This is a genomic window from Luteimonas pelagia (assembly GCF_054776035.1).
Genome location: NZ_BAAHCG010000002.1, coordinates 246377 through 266784 on the forward strand (window position 1 = coordinate 246377; position 20408 = coordinate 266784).

22 protein-coding genes are annotated in these 20408 nt (G+C 71.2%); 13 read left to right on the forward strand and 9 right to left on the reverse strand.

Translation table 11 applies throughout. The features are described from left to right. Window positions 1–203: 203 nt before the first annotated feature. The 3 genes from ACYU7H_RS06260 to ACYU7H_RS06270 all read right to left on the reverse strand — a co-directional run bounded on the left by ACYU7H_RS06260 (window position 204) and on the right by ACYU7H_RS06270 (window position 3903). Window positions 204–707 (reverse strand): methylated-DNA--[protein]-cysteine S-methyltransferase, encoded by a 504-nt coding sequence (locus ACYU7H_RS06260; protein WP_460813296.1) that lies wholly within the window; start codon window positions 705–707, stop codon window positions 204–206. Continuing rightward, window positions 704–2305: an AlkA N-terminal domain-containing protein gene (locus tag ACYU7H_RS06265; RefSeq protein WP_460813297.1), complete on the reverse strand. Its 1602-nt coding sequence runs from the start codon at window positions 2303–2305 to the stop codon at window positions 704–706. Before ACYU7H_RS06265 ends, ACYU7H_RS06260 begins: the two co-directional genes overlap by 4 nt. 353 nt (window positions 2306–2658) lie before the next feature. After that, window positions 2659–3903, reverse strand: coding sequence for an alkaline phosphatase family protein (locus ACYU7H_RS06270; RefSeq protein WP_460813298.1), 1245 nt, complete (start codon window positions 3901–3903; stop codon window positions 2659–2661). Window positions 3904–4035: 132 nt separating this feature from the next. Between ACYU7H_RS06270 and ACYU7H_RS06275 the strand changes: the two genes are divergently transcribed. The 4 genes from ACYU7H_RS06275 to ACYU7H_RS06290 all read left to right on the forward strand — a co-directional run bounded on the left by ACYU7H_RS06275 (window position 4036) and on the right by ACYU7H_RS06290 (window position 8099). After that, a complete protein-coding gene (locus tag ACYU7H_RS06275; RefSeq protein WP_460813299.1) occupies window positions 4036–4587 on the forward strand; it encodes a YybH family protein in 552 nt (183 codons plus the stop codon). A gap of 444 nt (window positions 4588–5031) precedes the next feature. Then, window positions 5032–5415, forward strand: a complete 384-nt coding sequence (locus ACYU7H_RS06280; RefSeq protein ID WP_460813300.1) for a hypothetical protein — start codon at window positions 5032–5034, stop codon at window positions 5413–5415. 127 nt (window positions 5416–5542) lie between these two features. Continuing rightward, a complete protein-coding gene (gene hutU / locus ACYU7H_RS06285; RefSeq protein ID WP_460813301.1) occupies window positions 5543–7216 on the forward strand; it encodes a urocanate hydratase in 1674 nt (557 codons plus the stop codon). Window positions 7217–7235: 19 nt separating this feature from the next. Further along, on the forward strand, window positions 7236–8099 hold the full coding sequence (locus ACYU7H_RS06290; RefSeq protein WP_460813302.1) for an RluA family pseudouridine synthase: 864 nt from the start codon (window positions 7236–7238) through the stop codon (window positions 8097–8099). On the opposite strand, the gene ACYU7H_RS06295 is transcribed toward ACYU7H_RS06290, so the two are convergent. Then, complete coding sequence (locus ACYU7H_RS06295) at window positions 8080–8874, reverse strand: alpha/beta hydrolase-fold protein (protein ID WP_460813303.1); 795 nt, start codon at window positions 8872–8874, stop codon at window positions 8080–8082. The two genes, ACYU7H_RS06290 and ACYU7H_RS06295, sit on opposite strands and share 20 nt — an antisense overlap. On the opposite strand from ACYU7H_RS06295, the gene ACYU7H_RS06300 reads away from it, so the two are divergent. The 4 genes from ACYU7H_RS06300 to ACYU7H_RS06315 all read left to right on the forward strand — a co-directional run bounded on the left by ACYU7H_RS06300 (window position 8861) and on the right by ACYU7H_RS06315 (window position 12886). Continuing rightward, window positions 8861–10093, forward strand: coding sequence for a saccharopine dehydrogenase family protein (locus tag ACYU7H_RS06300; RefSeq protein WP_460813304.1), 1233 nt, complete (start codon window positions 8861–8863; stop codon window positions 10091–10093). The two genes, ACYU7H_RS06295 and ACYU7H_RS06300, sit on opposite strands and share 14 nt — an antisense overlap. 72 nt (window positions 10094–10165) lie before the next feature. After that, window positions 10166–11407: a threonine synthase gene (locus ACYU7H_RS06305; protein WP_460813305.1), complete on the forward strand. Its 1242-nt coding sequence runs from the start codon at window positions 10166–10168 to the stop codon at window positions 11405–11407. A gap of 358 nt (window positions 11408–11765) precedes the next feature. Then, complete coding sequence (locus tag ACYU7H_RS06310; RefSeq protein ID WP_460813306.1) at window positions 11766–12035, forward strand: hypothetical protein; 270 nt, start codon at window positions 11766–11768, stop codon at window positions 12033–12035. Between the two features lie 197 nt (window positions 12036–12232). Next, entirely contained in the window at window positions 12233–12886 is a 654-nt protein-coding gene (locus ACYU7H_RS06315) for a hypothetical protein (protein ID WP_460813967.1), read from the forward strand. 19 nt (window positions 12887–12905) lie between these two features. Here the strand turns inward: ACYU7H_RS06315 and ACYU7H_RS06320 are convergent, their stop codons facing one another. Both ACYU7H_RS06320 and ACYU7H_RS06325 read right to left on the reverse strand, forming a co-directional pair. Beyond that, a complete protein-coding gene (locus ACYU7H_RS06320; RefSeq protein WP_460813307.1) occupies window positions 12906–13265 on the reverse strand; it encodes a DUF1428 domain-containing protein in 360 nt (119 codons plus the stop codon). Between the two features lie 120 nt (window positions 13266–13385). Next, entirely contained in the window at window positions 13386–13964 is a 579-nt protein-coding gene (locus tag ACYU7H_RS06325) for a cysteine hydrolase family protein (RefSeq protein ID WP_460813308.1), read from the reverse strand. A gap of 100 nt (window positions 13965–14064) precedes the next feature. Between ACYU7H_RS06325 and ACYU7H_RS06330 the strand changes: the two genes are divergently transcribed. Then, a complete protein-coding gene (locus ACYU7H_RS06330; protein WP_460813309.1) occupies window positions 14065–14499 on the forward strand; it encodes an Lrp/AsnC family transcriptional regulator in 435 nt (144 codons plus the stop codon). Between the two features lie 22 nt (window positions 14500–14521). On the opposite strand, the gene ACYU7H_RS06335 is transcribed toward ACYU7H_RS06330, so the two are convergent. Then, window positions 14522–15481, reverse strand: a complete 960-nt coding sequence (locus ACYU7H_RS06335; protein WP_460813310.1) for an SOS response-associated peptidase family protein — start codon at window positions 15479–15481, stop codon at window positions 14522–14524. A gap of 129 nt (window positions 15482–15610) precedes the next feature. Next, the gene (locus tag ACYU7H_RS06340; protein WP_460813311.1) at window positions 15611–16087 is read right to left on the reverse strand and encodes a hypothetical protein; all 477 of its coding nucleotides are present in this window, start codon (window positions 16085–16087) and stop codon (window positions 15611–15613) included. Between the two features lie 202 nt (window positions 16088–16289). On the opposite strand from ACYU7H_RS06340, the gene ACYU7H_RS06345 reads away from it, so the two are divergent. Both ACYU7H_RS06345 and ACYU7H_RS06350 read left to right on the forward strand, forming a co-directional pair. After that, a complete protein-coding gene (locus ACYU7H_RS06345) occupies window positions 16290–16760 on the forward strand; it encodes a PepSY domain-containing protein (RefSeq protein ID WP_460813312.1) in 471 nt (156 codons plus the stop codon). Further along, window positions 16757–17152: a SpoIIAA family protein gene (locus tag ACYU7H_RS06350; protein WP_460813313.1), complete on the forward strand. Its 396-nt coding sequence runs from the start codon at window positions 16757–16759 to the stop codon at window positions 17150–17152. The genes ACYU7H_RS06345 and ACYU7H_RS06350 overlap by 4 nt, the downstream gene beginning before the upstream one ends. Window positions 17153–17220: 68 nt before the next feature. On the opposite strand, the gene ACYU7H_RS06355 is transcribed toward ACYU7H_RS06350, so the two are convergent. Further along, complete coding sequence (locus tag ACYU7H_RS06355) at window positions 17221–17646, reverse strand: hypothetical protein (RefSeq protein ID WP_460813314.1); 426 nt, start codon at window positions 17644–17646, stop codon at window positions 17221–17223. A gap of 221 nt (window positions 17647–17867) precedes the next feature. On the opposite strand from ACYU7H_RS06355, the gene ACYU7H_RS06360 reads away from it, so the two are divergent. Continuing rightward, entirely contained in the window at window positions 17868–18629 is a 762-nt protein-coding gene (locus ACYU7H_RS06360) for a glutaredoxin family protein (protein WP_460813315.1), read from the forward strand. A 311-nt stretch (window positions 18630–18940) separates the two neighbouring features. Then, complete coding sequence (locus ACYU7H_RS06365) at window positions 18941–20407, forward strand: MATE family efflux transporter (protein WP_460813316.1); 1467 nt, start codon at window positions 18941–18943, stop codon at window positions 20405–20407. Window position 20408 lies beyond the last annotated feature (1 nt).

Below are 20408 nucleotides of genomic sequence, written 5' to 3' on the forward strand. Positions count from 1 at the left end.
CGGACGCAGGTCCGCTCCTACGGAAGGGCGGCAACGCCGTGTAGGAGCGCGCCTACGCGCGCGATGCCGGCCAATCGCGGACCACGCCAATCGCGGACGCAGGTCCGCTCCTACGGAAGGGCAACAACGCCGTGTAGGAGCGCGCCTACGCGCGCGATGCCGGCCAATCGCGGACCACGCCAATCGCGGACGTAGGTCCGCTCCTACGGAAGGTGCGGGGTTGGGTGGTGGCGGGCGCTTTCCAGGTCGAGGAGGAACTGCTTGGTCGGCAGGCCGCCGCCGAAGCCGGTGAGGCTGCCGTCCGCGCCGATCACGCGATGGCACGGGCGCACGATCGGCAACGGATTGCGCCCGTTCGCCGCGCCCACCGCACGCACGGCGGACGGCTTGCCGATGCGCGAGGCGAGCTGCGCGTAACTCCACGTCTCGCCGTACGGGATCGACTCGAGCGCCGCCCAGACTGCCCTCTGGAATGCGGTCCCATGCGGCGCCAGCGGCAGATCGAACGTCGTCCGCTTGCCGGCGAAGTACTCGCGCAATTGCGCTTCCGCGCGGTCGAGCAGGGGATGGTCGCCCTCGCGCCAGTCGTCGCCGCGCTTGACGGGGTGCCGGTTGCTGGCGAACTCGATCGCACGCAGTCCGCCGTCATCCGCGGCCAGGAACAACGGGCCGACCGGGCTGTCGATGGTGCGGAAGTGGACGGTCATGGCGAAGTCTCCGGAGTGCGGGTGGAATCGCGCCGTGCAGCCGCAAGCGTCTTGTGCGACCGCGTGGCCTTGCCGCCCGTCGCGTCGGCATCCGATGCCGAGTGCCAGAGCTGCAAGGTCGCGTAGCCGCGCCACGGTCGCCAGGCTTCGGCACGCATCCTGAGCGCGCCCGTGGTCATGCGCGTACCGTCCCCGGGCACCGCGCGCTGCAGCACCAGGTCCTCCGCGGGGAAGGCGTCGGGATGTCCGAAGGCCCGCAGCGCCAGGTACTGCGCGGTCCACGGCCCGATGCCGGGCAGCGCCGTCCAGCGCGCGACGAAGTCGTCCAGCGTGGTTTCCGGCGAGAAGTCGACCTCGCCCGCGACGAGGGCGGCCGCGACGCGGCCGATCGTGGAAGCGCGCGCGCCGGTCAGGCCGATACCGGCGAAATCCGCATCCGCGAGCACGTCTGGCGCCGGGAACACGTGCGTGAACCCGTGCGCCGCCAGCGGCGCGGGCACCGGCGTGCCGAACTTCGCCGCGATCCGCGCGACCACCGTGCGTGCCGCGGCCACGCTGACCTGCTGTCCGACGATCGCGCGCACCGCCACCTCGAAGCCGTCCCAGCCGCCGGGGATGCGCAGCCCGGGCCGACGTCGCAGGAGCGGGCGCAGGCGCGGGTCGCCGCGCAGGCCGTCGGCGATCGCACGCGGGTCCGCATCGAGGTCGAACATGCGGCGGACGCGCGCGACCACACCCAGCAAATCGCCCGCCGGCACGCCCTGCAACTGCAGGCGCAGAGCATGCGCTGGCTCCGTACCCCGGCGGGGCCACGTGGAAACGCGCAGCCAGGCTGGCCCGGATGACGTCTCGAACACGCGCGCGTACGCCGCGTCGTCCACGCACTCGATACCGGGCAGTGCGCGTCCTCGCAGGAACGCAAGCGTCGCCGCGAAATCGAACGGCGGCCGATACCCGAGGCGCAGCGACAGCCCTTCCCCGTCGGCGCGCGGTTCGCGCTTGCGCAGTTCGCGCGGTGCCATGCCGTACGCGGCGAGGAGCGCGTCGTTGAAGCGCCGCACGCTGCCGAACCCCGCGGCCATCGCCACGCCGGTGACGGGCAGCGCGGTCTCGGTCAGCAACTGCTTGGCGAACAGCAGCCGGCGCGTGCCATGCACGCCGACCGGCGCGGCGCCGACGTGCTCGACGAACAGGCGGCGCAGGTGGCGCTCGCCCACGTGCACGCGGTCGGCCAGCGCGGAGAGCGGCGCGTCGACCAGCGCGCCCTGGTCGATCAGCTTGAGCGCGCGCGCGACGACCGCGTCGCCGCGGCGCCAGCTGCCGGCCTCGGGCGCAAGTTCGGGGCGGCAGCGCAGGCAGGGCCGGAAGCCGGCCGCCTCGGCCGCGGCGGCCGTCGGGTAGTAGCGGACGTTCGAAGCCTTCGGCGCGGGCGCGGGGCAGACGGGGCGGCAGTAGATGCGCGTCGTCGCGACCGCCGTGAAGAACAGGCCGTCGAAGCGGGCGTCACGGCTCAGGCGGGCCTGTTCGCAGGTGCGCGGATCCGGCAGGCCGGGGACGGCAGCAGCGGGTGCGTCGGCGCGGGCGGAGGTGGACGGCATGGACGCAGGCTAGCACCGGGGCGGGTGCCGGACTGGCCATTTCCGGACATCGTTGCCGCGGGTGTTTTCGGCCGCAAGGCAGGGGCGCGCGGTCGTCCGGATGCGCGGGGAACGCCATCGCGGGCGTAGGCCCGCTCCTACGGGGTATCAGGCGCCGATGATGGCTCCGCGCCGCCAACGAGTCGCCCGCGCCTGCCGTAGGAGCGCGCCTACGCGCGCGATGCGTCCGCAGCCGCGATGGTTGAATCAAACCTTTCCGTCCCGAGGCCCCGCCCCCCGTAGGAGCGCGCCTACGCGCGCGATGGGTCCGGAGCCGACGCCCCCGCCAGGAAATCGCGGGCGTAGGCCCGCTCCTACGGGGAATTGGCCGGGTCCAAGGCCTGGAGGGCGTCCGTGTCACCGTCATTGGGGGCGGGCGGCAGGCCGATGAGGTGCATCAGCAGCGGATACACATCCACGTTGTCGAACGTTGGCAGCACCGCCCCCCTACGGAACGCCGGCCCACGCGCGAAGAACACCGCCTGCATCGACGGCAGCGCCGGATCGAACCCGTGCGAACCCCGCATTCCGGCGTCGCCGCGACGTGCTAGCCGCTCACGCGTCAGCGCATCCCAGCCCTCGTCCATCTGGCAGACGACCGGCGGCACGCGCGGATGCGCGCCGTACTGCCAGCGATCGGGCAGGGCGGACTTCTCCCAGCACTCGTAATGCGCATGCCGGCCGAGCAGTTGCGCATGCGCCACGCCCTCGCGCCCCGGCTTCGGCACGAACCCCACGCTCTGCCCGGCGGTCACGAGTTCGGCGTCGGCAGGATCCACCATGTCCTCGACCGCGACCACCTGGTCCGGCGGCACGGGCGCCATCCCATGGTCGGACACCACCACCACGTTCACCGCATCGTCGATCCCGCGCGCGGCAAGCCCGTCCAGCAACCGCCCGATCGCCGCGTCGACTTCACGCCGTGCCGCACCGGCTTCGACCGAATCCGGCCCGTGGTCGTGCGCCGCATGGTCGACATGCTCGAAGTAGAGTGCCGCGAACCGCGGCCGCGTCGCCGCCGGTTCGGACAGCCAGCCGAGCACCGTGTCCACGCGCGTGGCCATCGGCACGCCGTGGTCGTACGCGTGCCAGCGGGTCGGCCGCACGCCGCCGATGTCGGCTTCGGTGCCCGGCCAGAAGAACGCCGCCGTGGGCAGGTCGACGTGTTCGGCCGCCACCCAGACCGGCGTGCCGCCCCACCAGCGTCCGTCGCCGACCGCCTCGCCGCCGAGCCAGAACCGCCCGAGGCCGGCATCGGCCATCGTGTTGTGCACGATCCCGTGCCGGTCGGGCCGCAGGCCGGTCACCAGCGTGTAGTGGTTGGGGAAGGTCAATGAGGGATACGACGGCCGCATCGCTTCGGCACGCACGCCCTCGCGGGCGAGCCGCGCCAGGTTGGGCATCTGCGCGGGCTCGTAGTGGGCGGCGCCCAGGCCGTCGATCGAGACCAGCAGCACGCTGGCAGGTGGCGCCGCAGCCGGGGCCGCCGGCGGCGACGCGCAGGCCGCCAGCACCGCGGCGAGGAGGGCGCCGGCGGCGCACCGGAGGATCGGGGTCATGGGCCGGGATGGTATCCGCCTGGCATGGCGCTTCGATGGCAGCGGGGACATGACTTCCGGCGCGCGCGCGGCCGCGGGTGAAGCGTAATCTCCCGTTGCCGCGCACCACCCGCGCGATCGGGGACCCACGCCATGCCACGCGTCGCCATGCCCGCCGTCCTGCTTGCCGCCTGCGTCGCCACCACCGCCGCCGCGCAGACCCCGCCGGCGCCGCCGCCGGCACCCGTCCACACCGACGCCGAATGCGAGGTCTGGGCACGCGAACTCTCCTTCGCCGACGCGCTCGCCGCGCACGACCAGGCCGCGTTCGCCGAGCACATCCACCCGCAGGCCGCGTTCGGCGTGAGCCGGCCCGAGCCGCTGCGCACGCGCGAGACGATCGCCGGGGCCTGGCGCGAACTGGTGGAAGGGAAGGGCACGCGCCTGCTGTGGTATCCGCAGCGCACCACCATCAGCCCGGCCAACCCCGACATCGCCTGGTCCACCGGTCCGGCACTGTTCGAGAACCTCGCGCCGGATGCGGAGCCGCGCTACACCCGCAGCCAGTACACCTCCCTGTGGATGCGCGACACCGACGGCACCTGGCGCGTCCTGTTCGACGACGGCACCCACCCCCGCCCCGTCACCGAAGCGGAAGCCGAAGCCTTCCGCACCGCCCGCCGTGACACCTGCCCCCAGGGCTGAACAGGGGACGACGCCGCCCACAACCCCCCACCACACCGTCATCCCATCCGCCCCCACACACCGTCATCCCCGCGAACGCGAGCATCCATCCCGCGCCCCCACCCACCACCACCCCGTCATCCCCGCGAAGGCGGGGATCCATGTCGCGCTCCCACCCACTACCACCCCGTCATCCCCGCGAAGGCGGGATTCACATCGCGCCCCCAACAGCGACCTCACCGTCATCCCCGCGAAGGCGGGGGGTCCATGTCGCGCCCCCATCCGCCACCACGCCGTCATCCCCGCGAAGGCGGGGATCCATTTCGCGTTGCGCCTTTGCCATGCCGGCGTGACCCATCGCGCGCGTAGGCGCGCTCCTGCAGGGGATGTGTCACCCCGTTCGCGACGGTTGAACGCCCGCCGGCGTACTGTCGATGCCGAACCCCGGCCGCCCGGAGGCCCCCCATGACCCGAATCCCCACCCGTCGCCAGGCGCTGCTGTTCGCCGCACTGGCCGCCCTGGCCCTGCCAGCCGCGGCGCAGGTGGCCAACCCCGCGCCCGAGGCCGACATCGCCGCCGAAACCACCCTCGACGAAGCCGTGCCCGCCGACACCGTCACCCTTGCCGGCGCGGAAATCCAGCCCGATGCGCGCTGCCTGCAGCACACCGGATCTCGGGTCACCGGCGCGGCCCGCCATTCGCGCGTCGTGCGCGCCCGCACCGACGCCAGCGGCCGCGTCCAGTGCGCGCACGCCCCAGGCACCGCCTACGACCGCGACGATCTGGACCGCACCGGCGCCACCACGATCAAGGAAGCGCTCGAGCGCCTCGACCCGCGCGTCTTCTGAACCCGGCATCCATCGCGACACGAAACGCCCGGCCCCGCCGGGCGTTTCCATTTCCGGGCCCCAGCACGCGGAAAGTCCGCCCGCACGCCGGTGCGATAATCCCGGCCTTGTGCCTCCGGAGCCCCGCATGTCTTCCGCCGACCCCCGCCACGACCCGTCCCGCAAGATCCGCGCCCCCCGCGGCAGCGAACTGACCTGCAAATCGTGGCTCACCGAGGCCCCGTTCCGGATGATCCAGAACAACCTCGACGCCGAGGTGGCCGAGCGGCCGGAGGACCTGGTGGTGTACGGCGGCATCGGCCGCGCCGCGCGCGACTGGCCGTCGTACGACGCCATCCTCGCCACGCTCAAGGAGCTCGAGGACGACGAGACTCTGCTGGTGCAGTCCGGCAAGCCGGTGGGCGTGTTCCCCACGCACCCGGACGCGCCGCGCGTGCTGATCGCCAACTCCAACCTGGTGCCGGCCTGGGCGACGTGGGAGCACTTCCACGAGCTCGATCGGAAGGGCCTGATGATGTACGGCCAGATGACCGCGGGCTCGTGGATCTACATCGGCTCGCAGGGCATCGTGCAGGGCACGTACGAGACCTTCGTGGAGATGGGGCGCCAGCACTACGGCGGCGATCTCACCGGCAAGTGGATCCTCACCGCGGGCCTGGGCGGCATGGGCGGCGCGCAGCCGCTGGCCGCCTCCTTGGCGGGCGCGTGCTCGCTCAACATCGAATGCCAGCAGTCGCGCATCGACTTCCGCCTGCGCACGCGCTACGTGGACGAGCAGGCGACCGACATCGACGACGCGCTGGCGCGCCTGAAGAAGTACTGCGACGCCGGCGAAGCCAAGTCGATCGCGCTGCTGGGCAACGCCGCCGAGGTGCTGCCGGAGCTGGTGCGCCGCGGCGTGCGCCCGGACGCGGTGACCGACCAGACCTCCGCGCACGACCCGGTGAACGGCTACCTGCCGATCGGCTGGACGGTCGAGCAGTGGGAGGCGGAGCAGAAGGCGAACCCCGAGCGCGTGCGCGACGAGGCCAAGAAGTCCATGCGCGTGCACGTCGAGGCGATGCTTGCGTTCCAACGGATGGGCGTGCCGACCTTCGACTACGGCAACAACATTCGCCAGATGGCCAAGGACGAGGGCTGCACGAACGCGTTCGACTTTCCCGGCTTCGTGCCCGCGTACGTGCGCCCGCTGTTCTGCAAGGGCATCGGCCCGTTCCGCTGGGTGGCGCTGTCGGGCGACCCGGAGGACATCTACAGGACCGACGCGAAGGTCAAGGAACTGATCCCCGACGACCCGCACCTGCACCGCTGGCTGGACATGGCCCGCGAGCGCATCGCCTTCCAGGGCCTGCCCGCGCGCATCTGCTGGGTGGGCCTGGGCCAGCGCCACAAGCTGGGCCTGGCGTTCAACGAGATGGTCCGCAACGGCGAGCTGAAGGCGCCGGTGGTGATCGGGCGTGACCACCTGGATTCGGGGTCGGTGGCGTCACCGAACCGCGAGACCGAGGCGATGAAGGACGGCAGTGATGCCGTCAGCGACTGGCCGCTGCTCAATGCGATGCTCAATGTGGCCGGTGGGGCGACGTGGGTTTCGCTGCATCACGGTGGGGGTGTGGGGATGGGGTATTCGCAGCACTCAGGCGTGGTGATCGTTTGTGATGGCAGCGAGGCGGCGGATAAGCGGATTGCGCGGGTGCTTTGGAACGATCCGGGCACCGGGGTCATGCGCCATGCGGATGCCGGCTATGAACTCGCCTTGCAGTGTGCGGAGACGCAAGGACTGAAGCTGCCGATGGCCTGAGCGCGCCAAGTCATCGGTAGTGACCGCAAGCCGACTCCAACTCCCGCCCGGCCCGTGGACTACGGTGCTCGACGGCCTGTGCGCCCGCTTCCCGGCCATCCCCCGCGAAACATGGATCGACCGCTTCGCACGTGGCCGGGTGCTGGACGCGGACGGCACGGCCCTGGCGCTCGACGCGCCCTACCGCCCGGGCGCCGAGATCAGCTACTTCCGCGAAGTCGCCGACGAACCGGTCATCCCGTACACCGAGTCGGTCCTCCACGCCGACTCGGACCTGGTCGTCGCCGACAAGCCGCACTTCCTGCCGGTGACGCCCGCCGGTGGCTTCGTGCGCGAGACCCTCCTGGCGCGGCTGGTGGAACGGCTGGGCAATCCCGACCTGGTCCCGCTGCACCGGATCGACCGCGACACCGCCGGGCTGGTGCTGTTCTCCGCCAACCCCGCGACCCGCGCGGCCTACCAGGCGCTGTTCCGCGAACGCCGCATCCGCAAGCACTACGAGGCCATCGCGCCGGCCTTGCCCGATGTGGCGTTCCCGCATGTGCGGGCCAGCCGGCTGGTGCGGGGCGAGCCGTTCTTCCGCATGCAGGAAGTCGAGGGCGTGCCCAACAGCGAGACGCGGATCGAGGTGCTCGAGCACGCGGGGGCGTGGTGGCGCTATGCGCTGGAACCGGTGACCGGGCGCAAGCACCAGTTGCGGGTGCACATGGCGGGCCTGGGTGCGCCGATCGCCAATGACCGGTGGTATCCGGAGCTCGCCGCGGCCGCGCCCGACGATGGCGACAGGCCGTTGAAGCTGCTGGCCAGGTCGCTGGCCTTCATCGATCCGCTCGACGGTACCGAGCGCCGGTTCGAAAGCCGCTTCACCATTCGCGCCGAATGAACGCCTGCAGCCATTCGTTGCCCTGGTGCGGCCAGATGTGGCCGGCGCCGTAGAGGCCGAATACCAGCGGCGCGCCTCCGGGCCCGGGCGACTGCAGGTGGCAGCAGCCCTTCCACTCGGCCAGCGGCCCGCGCGTGCGGTTGTGGCGCACCAGCGCCTCGACGGTCTTCGCCCAGTCGTCCTTGTAGTGCCGGCCTTCGTGCCGGCCGAACAGGTACAGCACGGGCCTGGGCGGCGCGTCGCTTGCGAATTTCGGGTGCACCGAGCCGATGACGGTGTAGGTCGCGAACGCCTCCGTGCGCTCGGACATCAGCAGGAACACGAAGTGGCCGCCGTTCGAGAAGCCGGCCGCGTGGGTGGTCTCCGGGCGGGTACCGAAGCGTTCGGCGAGCACCGGCAGCAGCCGGTCGACGAGTTTCAAGTCGCGGTCGTCCTGGTCGCCGGCGCGGTACTGCCAGCCGCGCATCGACGTGCCCGGCCGCACCTCCCCGCGCGGATACGCGACGATCGCCTCGGGCCAGTCCCGGTGCAACTGCACCGCATTGGCGAACGCCACGCTGTCGTCGCCGCGCCCATGGAACACCACCACCAGCGGCGGCGGTTCGTCACTCGGCGTGTTGGGCACGACCAGCAGCACGCTGCGCGTCTGGCCTTCGATCTCGAATTCGAGGACCTCGCGACCGGCCTGCGCGCCGGCGGCAGGGCCGAGCAGGAGGGCCGCCAGCAGCAGCCGCGCGGTGGCCCGGGACGCGCGACGTGTCATGCGGATCGTCATCGGGCTCTCCCGAGGCATCCGGGACGCCAGCGTAGCCGATCACGTGCCCGGCGCCCGGCGGTGCATCGGAAGGGGGGCGGGTACAGTTCGGCGTCGAGTACGCCGTCCAGCGACCGATGAACCTGGATCCGGCGGATGGCCGCCCGGGAGTCGAGGCATGAAGACGCAGTGGATGATCTACGGCGCCAACGGCTACACGGGCGAGTTGATCGCACGCGAGGCAGTGCGGCGTGGCCTCGCGCCGGTGCTCGCGGGGCGCAACAGCGCGTCGATCGAATCGCTGGCCCGCGAACTGGATCTCGAGGCGCGCGTGTTCGGGCTGGACGATCCGCAGGCACTGGTTGCGCAGCTGCAGGACCAGGCGCTGCTGCTGAACTGCGCCGGGCCGTTTTCCGCGACCGCGGCGCCGATGATGGAGGGTTGCCTGGCGGCCGGGGCGCATTACCTCGACATCACCGGGGAAATCGCGGTCCTGGAGCTTGCACACACGCTGGACGCACGCGCGAAGACCGCCGGCATCGTGCTGTGCCCGGGCGTGGGCTTCGACGTCATCCCGACCGACTGCGTGGCCGCGGCGCTCAAGGCCGCGCTGCCGGATGCCACGCACCTGTCCCTTGGATTCGACTCCCGTTCGGGCTTGTCGCCGGGCACCGCCAAGACGTCGATCGAGGGCCTGGCCGCCGGCGGCAAGGTGCGGTCCGGCGGAAGGATCGTGACCGTGCCGCTGGCCTGGGAGGTCCGGCGCATCGACTTCGGCGATGGCGAGAAGACGGCGATGACCATTCCCTGGGGCGACGTGGCCACCGCGTATCACACGACCGGCATCCCCGACATCCGCGTGTTCATCCCCGCCTCGCCGCGGATGATCGCGAACGCCAGGCGCGCAAACTGGATCCGGCCGCTGCTTGCGATGAAGTGGGTGCGGAACCTGGTCCAGGCACGCATCCGGAAATCGGTGAAGGGTCCCAGCGAAGCCCAGCGCAACGCCATGCCGACCTTTGTCTGGGGGGAGGTGGCCAACGCGCGTGGTGAACGCCGGACCGCGCGGATCCGCACGGCCAACGGCTACACCCTGACGGTCGACGGCGCGCTGCATGTGGTCGACCACGTGCTGGCCAACCCGCCACGGCCGGGGGCCTACACGCCGGCCACGCTGCTTGGGCAGGATCTGGTCAGTCAGTTGCCGGGATCGGGCGAACTCCAGATCGAAGGGGCGTAGCGAAGGGCGGAAAAGGGGTCGGGTACAGTCCGGCGTCACGCAGACGGCTGCTTTCAGCAAGCGGGGGATGGCATGGGATACGTCCGGTGCGCGCGCGGCCTGGCCTCCGGTGTCGAGTACGCGATCGACCAGCCGATGAACCTGGATCCGGCGGATGGCCGACCCCTCGAGATGCTGATCGATCTGGAGCGACTGGCTGCGGAGAAGCCGGATTCGGCGTGGTACGACGCCACGCGCCGCGACCTGTGGCGCTTCGGCGCCCTCTTGGCCCTGGACATCACCGACCCCGAGGACGCCAGGCACATCGTGCCCCTCGGCGAAGGCGCCACGCCGCTGCTCCCGCAGCCTGACCACCCGCTCGCGCAATCCGCCGGCTTCGCTCTCGCGATCAAGGACGAGGGCCGCCCGCACCCCGGCTTCGGCGCCAACCCCACGCGCAGCTTCAAGGACCGCGGCATGGCGATGGTGGTCGCGCAGGCGCGGCGGCTCGGCATCGGGAAGCTCGCCGTGCCGACGCAGGGCAACGCCGGCGATTCACTGGTGCGCTACGCGCTGGCGGGCGGGCTGCAGGTGGTGGTGGCGATGCCGCCGGACACGCCGGCGCCCATCCGCGACAACGTGGCTGCCGCTGCGCGCGCGCACCCTGATCAGGTCATCCTCGAGCTCGCCGGGCCGACCATCCGCGAGGCCGGCGCGCTGCTGAAAGAGAAGTACATCCCGCACGGCTGGTTCAACGTGGCCACGTTCCAGGAGCCGGGCTGGCGCATCGAGGGCAAGAAGTCGCTGGGGCTGGAACTCGCGGAGCCGGCGCCGGGCGGCACGCGCTGGTCGCTGCCCGACGTGGTGGTCTATCCCACCGGCGGCGGCACCGGCGTGCTCGGCATGTGGAAGGCGTGGGACGAGCTGCAGGCGCTCGGGCTGCTCGACGGCCGCCGGCCGCGCATGGTGTGCGTGCAGTCGGACGCGACGATGCCGCTGGTGCGCGCGTTCGAGGCCGGCGCCGACGACACCACGCCCGCTGCCGCGGGCCACACTGTCGCGGTCGGCCTCAACGTCCCGGGCGGCATCGGCCACTTCCGCGTGCTGCAGATCATCCGCGCCAGCGGCGGCGCGGCCGTCGCGGTGCCGGAGGCCGAGATCGCCGCCGCCTTCGCGCGCCACCAGGCGGCCGACGACGGCATCGGCCCGGAGGGCGCGGCATGCCTCGCCGCACTGGCGCAACTCGTCGAACGCGGCCTGGTCAAGCGCGGCGATCGCGTCGTGGTGGTGAATACCGGGGCGGCGGAGAAGTACCTCGAACCACCCGCAGGGTGAGGCTGGACCTCGATTCCTCGAGTGTGATGGCGCTGCCTGGGAGGAAAAGGAGAAAAAGGGGTCAGATCCAGTTCGGTGCTCGCCGGCGCCCATGATGCGCGGCGCGTCGTTCGGCCCGTCACCGGACACCCTCGCCGCCCTAGTCATGATCTTGACGCGCGATCTGCGAGCGTTGCTGCCGGCGGCGAACGAGTGGGCGGTCGCCAGTGGCACGAATGGCGACCACGTCGTTTGTGACAGGCATCAAATACCACTCTTCACAGCCAGTTTACGTGCGGCAACGTCAGCTGAACGCGGGCCATGACGTGGGCCCGAAGATCGCTATATTCCCGATCCCCCCGGACGAAGGAGAACTCGCATGTCCCTGACCAAGAAGCATTTCACAGTGGCCCGCACGCTCGGCGTCGCGATCGTCGCCGCCGTCGGCTTTTCCGGCTGCGCGACCTATGACGACGACTTCGCGCGCATCAATACGCGCCTCGATACGCTCGACGCGCAGGTGCAGAGCGCCGCGCAGAGCGCCGAAGCCGCCAACCAGTCCGCGCAGCAGGCCAACCAGCGGCTGAATTCGCTGGAGAGCCGCGTCCAGGCGCTCGAGACGGGCCCGGCCCGCGTGCCGCGCGGCTGATCCGTTTTGCTCGACCTGTATTTGCTCGACTGTTTGCTCGACCTGTTCTTGCTCGACATGTAGTCGAGGTTTGAAACCGGACTGGTGGCCGTCGCTGGCCACCGGTCTTCTTTGCTTCAAGCGTGCCCGTTTCGAGGAGACTTCCCATCAATACGCGTATTCACCCTTCGATCCGGGCCGCTTCGGCCGCGTTGGCGCTGGCCCTCGGGTTCGCGAGCTTCGGCGTGGCTGCTGCCGACGATGACGTCGCGCAACCGGCGGCCGGTTTCGACCAGCTCCCCTCTGGCCAGGAAGTGTCCCCCACGGTGATCGAGCTCGCGGGCTGGGTGGTCGCCACCAAGGACACCGAAGGCTATCCGTTCGCGATCATGGACAAGGACGCGGCACAGATCCTCGTCTTCGGCGGCGATGGCAAGCTGCGCGGCGCGGCCCCCGGCCTTTTCGGCTCGGCGGTCGGCGATCATTCGGCCCCCGGCGTCGCCGGCCTCGCGCTGCGCGAGATCCCGGGCCGCGACCGCACCACGCCTGCCGGTCGCTTCGTGGGCGGCTACGGCCCGTCGATCGACGCGGGGCGCGTGCTGTGGGTGGACTACGAGTCCGCGGTCTCCATGCACCCGACGGCGACGGGCGTGCCCGCCGAACGGCGTCCCGAGCGACTCGCCTCGCCGACGCCGGAGGACAACCGCGTCACCCACGGCTGCATCAACGTCGAACCCGGGTTCTACGAGGGCGTCGTCAAGCCGACGTTCGAGCGGGGCGGGGTGTTCTACATCCTGCCGGACACGGCGTCGCTGGCCGAGACCTTCCCGGAATTCGTGCAAAGCCGCGCGACCGCGCAACGCGACGACTGAAGGCGCGCACGGCCGCCGGTCACGACGTGATGTCGACGACCGGCGCGAAGCCGCCATAGATCATCCGCGCCCCGTCGAACGGCATCGGGTTCTTCGCCGGGTCCATCCGCGGGTCGTCCATCATCTTCTTCATCGCGGCGTCCCGGGTGGCCTTGTCGGGCCATTCGACCCACGAGAACGCGACCGTCTCGTCGTCCTTCGCCTGCACGGCGCGCTTGAAGTCGGTCTGCTTGCCGTCCGGCACGTCGTCGCCCCAGCCTTCCACGATGCGGGTGGCGCCCCATTCCAGGAAGAGCGCGTCGAACTCGCGCGCGTGGGCGATGAACTTGTCCTTGTTGGCGGTCGGGACGGCGATGACGAAACCATCGATGTAGGCCATGGCGGGGCTCCTGTCGGGTGGGTGTCCCGGGCGGCGGACGGCGCGCCCGGGGTCGACATCGTGGTCCTCCGCCCGCTTCGCCCGGCGTGAAAGCGACCCGGGCGACGGCGCAGCGATGCCTCAGGCGGCGTGGAGCCGTCCACGGGACGGGAGGCCGGCGATGACCGCGTCCGTCCCGGCCACGGTGGCGAACTCCGCATGCAGCGTCGCCAGGTGCGCCCGCTCGATCTCGGCCGCGCGGATCGTGCGGCCGGCGGGGTCCACCAGGTCGAAGCAGGCCGTCGCGTCGCCGACAACGACCGTGCGGTAGCCGAGGTTGGCGGCCATGCGCGCGGTGGTCGACACGCACATGTCCGTGGTCAGGCCGAACAGGACGAGCTGGCCCACGCCCGCCCGGCGCAGGCGCAGGTCCAGGTCGGTGCCGATGAAGGCCGAGTTGACCGACTTGACCACCAGCGGTTCGTCGCCGCGGGGCGCGTACCCGTCGAGCAGCGCGTTGCCTGGCAGGCCGGGCGCGAAGGGCGAGCCGGGCTTGACCGAGTCGTGGCGCACGTGGATGACACGGAGGCCGGCGGCGCGCCACGCATCCAGGAGGCGCAGGCCGGTGTCCGCCATGGCGGGATTGCTGCTGGCAGGCAGGTCGAAGGCCGCTTGGACGTCGATGGCGACCAGGGTGGCGGTGGCGTCGATCTGGAGCATGGGGTGGGCGCTCGCGTGGAAGGTGCGACACGGTGCGGCGTCCCCCGCGCCGGTCTCAACCCGGCAAAATGCCGGCCGCGCCGACGGAGTGCCGCCCCCGATGAAGTCGCTGGACCCGATCGACCAGGCCCTGATCCGCTTGCTGCAGGACAACGCGAGGCTGTCCACCGTCGCGCTCGCCAAGGCGGTCGACCTGTCGCGCAGCGCCGTGCAGGAGCGCCTCGCGCGGCTGGAGCGCAGCGGGGTGATCGAGCGCTACACCGTCCGTCTGGGGCAGGGCGGCGACCCGTTCCAGGCGTGGTTGTTCCTCAGGTACGCGGACGGCTTCAGTTGCGACGACGTGGTCCCGCACCTGGTGGCGCTTCCGGCAGTGCGGCTGTGCCACAGCGTGGCCGGCGAGACCGATCTGATGGTGCTGGTGCAGGTGGACACGCCGGGCGCGCTCGCCGAACTGCGCGAAAGGGTCGCGGCGCTCAAGGGCGTGGACGACGTGACGACGATGACCGTGCTGCGGGCGCCGATCGACCGGCGCTGAGGCGCGTCCCGCCGCGCGCGCCTCAGGCGGCCATGCGGTGCTCGTAATAGGGCCGCTCGCGATCGTCGAGGATCGCGTACAGCGCGCCCAGGTCCGCCGGATCCGGATTCAACCACGCGTCCACGTTTTCCGGCCTGATCGGAATGACGCAGCGGTCGTGGCCCGCCGCGGCGACCTCCGGCGGCGGCTCGTCGGTGATCGCCGCGAACGACAGCAGTTCCTCGCCGTCCTGGCCCGTCCAGCGCGACCACAGGCAGGCGATGAGCATCTCCTGCGGCGGGTCCGGCCGGAACTCGAGCACCACGTTCTCCTCCGCCTCGCCCTCGGCCAGCTCGCGGCCTTCCGCGCGATGCCGGCTGACGTTCTCGTAGAACGCGCTGATCGACACCACCGCGTGCGCGTGGCCGAACTGGCCTTTCCAGAAGCCCTCGAGGTTGTCGCGGCGCGCGTTGTAGGTGCCCGGGTATTTCCGGTCGTAGAACGCGGGCTTGCCCTCGGGGCGGCACTGGTAGCGCATGGGGCGCAGCACGCGCTGGCCGCCCTCGGACACCATCACCGGGCAGTAGTGGCCCGGGTAGATGCGTGAATCGCGTGGCTCGGGTGTCGTCCGTCGCAGGTCGTCCAGGCGTCCGCGCAGCCATTGCACCTTGTCGGTCGCGATGCGGCGGCTCTCGGTCGCGGCCTTCGTCGTGCGGGTGGCCAGCTTGCGTTCGGCATCGGCCAGGCGCTTGCGCTGCTTGAAGAGTTCCTGCTCCAGGCGCGTGGCCTCGTCGCGCTGCCACGCGGCGATGGCGGCGCGGATGTCGTCACCCCTGGTGCCCGGAAAATCCAGAAAGGCGAGTTCCATCGCCTTGCCGAGCCGCGTCTTCGGCTGCGCGTGCCGTTCCCAGAACAGCTTCGCGAACGTCGGCAGGTCCACCTTCGCACCGTGCTCGCGCAGGTAGCGCCGGTAGTCCTGCAGGACCTGGGCGGAGTAGCACATGGGGGCTGGCCCGAAGCTCGGGGGCGACAGCTTAGCGCCCGGCCGGGGCCCGTCCCGTCCACGCAGCACCCATCGGGTGGCCGACCGATGGCTCCGCCCGGCACGCGAGCGGAACCGGGGTCGAACCCATCAATCCAACGGGCAGCCGTCGGGTCCGTTGTTGATGCTGTCGAAGTAGGCCGCGCGGGTGAGCAGGGTGGGGCGCCACTGCGTCTCGATCCGGTTGATCGTGGTGTCGATCACGTGGCCCGTGCTGACGGCGAAGTTGACGTCGGGCGCGCTCGAGTTGAGCAACGCCGCGACCGCGGCCCGCAGCAGGATCCGCGTCGCGCCCGGGATGCCGGTGCCGCCCGTGTAGTTGAGCGCCTGCAGGAACGAGTGGTCGGGCACCAGGGTGACCGGGCTGGTGACGAAGACGTCCCGGAGGCGGCTGTCGGGCGTATAGGGGGCCGGCCAGCTGTCGAAGTGCTGGGACTGCTTCCAGTAGCCCGGGGTGCAGCCTTCGTCGCAGGTTTCGTAGTGTTCGTCGCCGGCGGACGCGGTCGGGGACAGGGTGGCCAGGGCCAGCGCCGCGGAGGCGGCGAGCAGCAGGTGACGGGTGTTCATGGAGGGTCTCCTTCAAGGGGCGCGACCTCCGCCTCCCGTCTCCAAGGGGTCTTGGCGGTACCGCATCGTTGAGGTCGCGGGGAAGGCAACGCCGCCGCTTTTCCGGAGCGGCCAAGGTCCGGTCGAAGGGGCCGGGTTGACCCGGGTTTAATGGGCGGGCGGGTGCAATGGCCGTCCCGAAACGGACACGACGGAGGCTCCCATGGAATTCCCCACCCCCGCCCGATGCGTGCTTGCACTCACGCTGGCCGGCATCGTGGGCGCCGCCCTGGCCCAGGCGCCGGCGCCCGCGGCCACCGCCGAGGACGTGGAGACCGCCCTGCGACTGGCCGGCTACACCGAGATCCGCGACATCGACCGCGACGAGGACGGGTTGTGGCAGGCCGAGGTCAAGGGCGACGACGGCCTGTGGGGCGAGGTCCATGTGGTGGCGGCGACCGGCGAAGTGCTCGCGGTCGACGCCGAGGACACCGTGCTGATGGATTCCGCGCAGGTCACCACCGCGCTCAAGGCCGCCGGCTATTCCGACATCCGCGACCTCGAGCTGGACGAGGCGACGTGGGAAGCGGATGCGCGCAACGCGGCCGGCGCGGCGGTCGAGGTGCGCGTCAACGCGCGCACCGGCGCGGTGATCCACGAGGCACTCGAAGAGGAAGAGGAGGCCGACCGATGATCACCGAACTCCCGGCACCGCCCCACGTGGCCGCGTTCCGCGTGGACGGCAAGCTCACCGAGGACGGCTACGACCAGCTCGTCGAGGCGCTCGAGTCGCGCCTGTCGGCCAACGACCGCATCGCGGTGTTCATGGACATGCGCGGGATGTCCGGCATGACGCCGGCCGCCTTCGGCAAGGACGTCGCGTACTCGGTGCGCAAGCTCGGCGAGTGGCATCGCTTCGCGCGCGGCGCCGTGGTCACCGACAGCGACTGGCTCACCGGGCTGGTGCGCTTCGGTTCGGCGTTCTTCCCGCGCATCGACATGCGCGTGTTCCCGGGCAGCGAGCACGACGACGCGCTCGCGTGGGCCAGCGGGCCGATTCCGGGCGGCGGCGAGCCGACCGGCTGAGGCGAGGCGCCGTCCGCGCTCCGACGACGGGCGAACGCGCCGTGGATCCGGGGAGCCGCGGGTCGGCCTCAGTACGGCCGGGCGGCGGTCACCGGCCGCGGCCGCGCCACGCGGGCGCCGAGCAGTGCGACGGGGATCGGCAGCAGCAGCCCGGGGATGGACACCCAGTAGGGGTGCGCCGGGATCATCGTGACCATCGCGATGACGCCGACGACCACGAACGCGCCGATGATCGCGGCCGCGGCCCGGGGATGCCGCAGCGAGAGCTTCGCCGCCGTGAATCCGCCGGTGAAGGCGCCGGCCAGCCACGCCACCACGACCATCGCCAGGGCGCCGACCGGCAACGTCGAGACCAGGGCGTCCAGCTGCGCCGGATCCATCGGGTCGAGGTCGGCGGGTGGCGGCCAGATCGCGTGGCCCGCCATCTGCACCAGCGTGATCGTGATCCACGCCACCACGATCCCGCAGACGACCGCAAGGAGGGTGCGCCCCATGGTCTTTCCCCGTCGATTGGATGGCCGGCAGCTTCGCGCCGAGCGCCCACCACCGCAAGCCGCCCGCCGATCCGGCGCCGTGGGCCGGCCCCTGCAGGAGCGCACCTCGGGGCGCGAAGCGCGCGACGGTCGGATTCGCGTGCAGAGCCATCGCGGTGCGAGCCCCGCTCCTACAGGGGGTGCGGCTTAGGATGTCTGGGAAGCGATCAAGGAGTCCGCGAATGTCCGCAAACGGAGACATCGCCGTGGTCCACCGCATGGCCACGCCCGAACACACCTGCCCCTGGGGCCTGAAGATGGTCGACCTCCTGCGCCGCAAGGGCTTCGAGGTCGACGACCGCCTCCTCACCACGCGCGAGGCGACGGAGGCGTTCAAGGCCGAACACGGCGTCAGGACCACGCCGCAGGTGTTCATCGGCGGCGAGCGCATCGGCGGCTACGAGGACCTGCGCCGCCACCTGGGGCTCGAGGTGCGCGACCCGAAGGCGACCAGCTACGTGCCGGTGATCGCGCTGTTCTCGATGACCGCGCTGATGGCGCTGGCGACGAGCCAGGCGGTCTTCGGTACCCCGTTCACCGGGCGGGCCATCGAGTGGTTCATCGCCATGAGCATGTGCGTGCTCGCGCTGCTGAAGCTGCAGGACGTGGAGTCGTTCTCCGGCATGTTCCTCGGCTACGACCTGCTCGCGAAGCGCTGGGTGCCGTATTCGTACATCTATCCCTTCGCCGAGGGCACCGCGGGCGTGCTGATGCTGGCGGGGGTGCTGACGTGGTTCTCGGCGCCGCTGGCGCTGCTGATCGGTGGCATCGGCGCGGTGTCGGTGTTCAAGGCGGTGTACGTCGAGAAGCGCGACATCAAGTGCGCGTGCGTCGGCGGCAACAGCCGCGTGCCGCTGGGCTTCGTGTCGCTCACCGAGAACCTGATGATGGTCGGCATGGCGATCTGGATGCTCACCGCCGCCAGGCACGCCCCCGCCTGGTAATCCCCGGACCCTCCGCTGTAGGAGCGCCTCTACAGGCGCGATTGGCATGCGCCATGGCTTCTCGGCGCCCTCGATCCGCCTGGAACCCGTTGGTCTCCGGCTGGGGCATTGCGCGGAATTCCGGTTCGCGGCGCACGCCATCGCGGGCGTAGGCCCGCTCCTACGGGGATCGCGCGTCGTTCGTTGGCCCCTGTGGGCGCGATGCCTGCGGCGGTTGGATTGGCGGGGAAGGCCGTCGCGGTAGTCTGCGCGGCGCCGGCTGGCCGACCCGCGTCCGCGGGCCGCCCGATCGACGCTGGAGACGTGCACGGATGACCACACCGCAGGACCCGATCGAGGGCGGCGCGACCGACGCCGCCGCGACGCAGCCGGCCAGACTCGCGATGGCGGCCAAGCCGTCGCTGTGGTCGGAGGTGCGCGACGCGATCCGCGGCACCGGCGCCGACTACACCACCATCCCGCTGCGCCGGGCGGTGTTCCTGCTCGCGGTGCCGATGGTGCTGGAGCTGGTGCTCGAATCCACTTTCGCGGTCGTGGACATCTGGTTCGTGGCCAAGCTTGGCGCGTCGGCCGTCGCCACCGTCGGCCTGACCGAGACCCTGCTGTTCCTGCTGTACGCGATCGCGATCGGCCTTGCGATGGCGGTCACCGCCGTGGTCGCGCGGCGCGTGGGCGAGCACCGGCCCGATGCGGCGGCCGTGTCCGCGGTGCAGGCGATCGCCATCGGCGTGCTCGCCTCGCTGCCGTTCTCGATCGCGGGCATCGCGTTTGCTCCGGACCTGCTGCGGCTGATGGGCGCCGACGCGTGGACACTCGAGCACGGCGTGCCGTACATGCAGTGGATGCTCGGGGGCAACGCCGTGATCATGCTGCTGTTCGTGATCAACGCGATCTTCCGCGGCGCGGGCGACGCCGCCGCGGCGATGCGCGTGCTGTGGTTCGCCAACGCGCTGAACATCGTGCTCGACCCGCTGCTGATCTTCGGCTGGGGCCCGGTGCCGGGCATGGGCGTGGAGGGCGCGGCCATCGCCACGAACCTCGGCCGCGGCGCGGGCGTGCTGATGCAGCTGTGGATCCTGGTGCGCGGCGGCAAGCACCTGCGCGTGCTGCGCGAACACCTGCGCTGGGATGGCGCGGTGGCCTGGAACATCGTGCGCACCTCGCTGGGCGGCGTCGGCCAGATGATCGTGGCGATGACCTCCTGGATCTTCCTGATGCGGATCCTCGCGGCGATCGGAAGCGAGGCCGTGGCCGCGGCCACGATTGCCATCCGGATCATGATGTTCACGCTGATGCCGGCCTGGGGCATGTCGAACGCCGCCGCGACGCTGGTCGGCCAGAACCTGGGCGCCGGCCACGCCGACCGCGCCGAGGCGGCGGTGTGGCGGACCGGCTGGTACAACATGTCCTACACCGTGCTGGTGTCGGCGGCCTTCTTCCTCTGGCACGACGAACTGATCGGCCTGTTCACCAGCGACCCGCGGATCATCGCCATCGGCGGCGAATGGCTGCGGATCCTGTCGTACTCGTACTTCGTCTACGGCTGGTGGATGGTCTCGGTGCAGGCCTACAACGGCGCCGGCGACACGCGCACGCCGACCTGGATCAACGTGGTGTTCTTCTGGCTGATCCAGATCCCGCTGTGCTGGTCGCTGGCGGTCGCGCTGGGCTGGGGCCACTCGGGCGTCTGGTGGGGCACCTTCGTATCGGAGACCGCGGTCGGCCTGTTCACGCTGTGGCTGTTCACGCGCGGGCGCTGGAAGACCGTCAGCGTCTGAG

Coding starts and splice junctions, on each gene's coding strand:
- ACYU7H_RS06335 (WP_460813310.1), bottom strand. CDS start 15,481: ATGTGCTACTCCGCCCAGGTCCTGCAGGACTACCGGCGCTACCTGCGC.
- ACYU7H_RS06360 (WP_460813315.1), top strand. CDS start 17,868: ATGTCCGCAAACGGAGACATCGCCGTGGTCCACCGCATGGCCACGCCC.
- ACYU7H_RS06350 (WP_460813313.1), top strand. CDS start 16,757: ATGATCACCGAACTCCCGGCACCGCCCCACGTGGCCGCGTTCCGCGTG.
- ACYU7H_RS06325 (WP_460813308.1), bottom strand. CDS start 13,964: ATGCTCCAGATCGACGCCACCGCCACCCTGGTCGCCATCGACGTCCAA.
- ACYU7H_RS06310 (WP_460813306.1), top strand. CDS start 11,766: ATGTCCCTGACCAAGAAGCATTTCACAGTGGCCCGCACGCTCGGCGTC.
- ACYU7H_RS06345 (WP_460813312.1), top strand. CDS start 16,290: ATGGAATTCCCCACCCCCGCCCGATGCGTGCTTGCACTCACGCTGGCC.
- ACYU7H_RS06270 (WP_460813298.1), bottom strand. CDS start 3,903: ATGACCCCGATCCTCCGGTGCGCCGCCGGCGCCCTCCTCGCCGCGGTG.
- ACYU7H_RS06275 (WP_460813299.1), top strand. CDS start 4,036: ATGCCACGCGTCGCCATGCCCGCCGTCCTGCTTGCCGCCTGCGTCGCC.
- ACYU7H_RS06365 (WP_460813316.1), top strand. CDS start 18,941: ATGACCACACCGCAGGACCCGATCGAGGGCGGCGCGACCGACGCCGCC.
- ACYU7H_RS06330 (WP_460813309.1), top strand. CDS start 14,065: ATGAAGTCGCTGGACCCGATCGACCAGGCCCTGATCCGCTTGCTGCAG.
- ACYU7H_RS06300 (WP_460813304.1), top strand. CDS start 8,861: ATGCGGATCGTCATCGGGCTCTCCCGAGGCATCCGGGACGCCAGCGTA.
- ACYU7H_RS06340 (WP_460813311.1), bottom strand. CDS start 16,087: ATGAACACCCGTCACCTGCTGCTCGCCGCCTCCGCGGCGCTGGCCCTG.
- ACYU7H_RS06295 (WP_460813303.1), bottom strand. CDS start 8,874: ATGACGATCCGCATGACACGTCGCGCGTCCCGGGCCACCGCGCGGCTG.
- ACYU7H_RS06280 (WP_460813300.1), top strand. CDS start 5,032: ATGACCCGAATCCCCACCCGTCGCCAGGCGCTGCTGTTCGCCGCACTG.
- ACYU7H_RS06265 (WP_460813297.1), bottom strand. CDS start 2,305: ATGCCGTCCACCTCCGCCCGCGCCGACGCACCCGCTGCTGCCGTCCCC.
- hutU (WP_460813301.1), top strand. CDS start 5,543: ATGTCTTCCGCCGACCCCCGCCACGACCCGTCCCGCAAGATCCGCGCC.
- ACYU7H_RS06355 (WP_460813314.1), bottom strand. CDS start 17,646: ATGGGGCGCACCCTCCTTGCGGTCGTCTGCGGGATCGTGGTGGCGTGG.
- ACYU7H_RS06305 (WP_460813305.1), top strand. CDS start 10,166: ATGGGATACGTCCGGTGCGCGCGCGGCCTGGCCTCCGGTGTCGAGTAC.
- ACYU7H_RS06260 (WP_460813296.1), bottom strand. CDS start 707: ATGACCGTCCACTTCCGCACCATCGACAGCCCGGTCGGCCCGTTGTTC.
- ACYU7H_RS06320 (WP_460813307.1), bottom strand. CDS start 13,265: ATGGCCTACATCGATGGTTTCGTCATCGCCGTCCCGACCGCCAACAAG.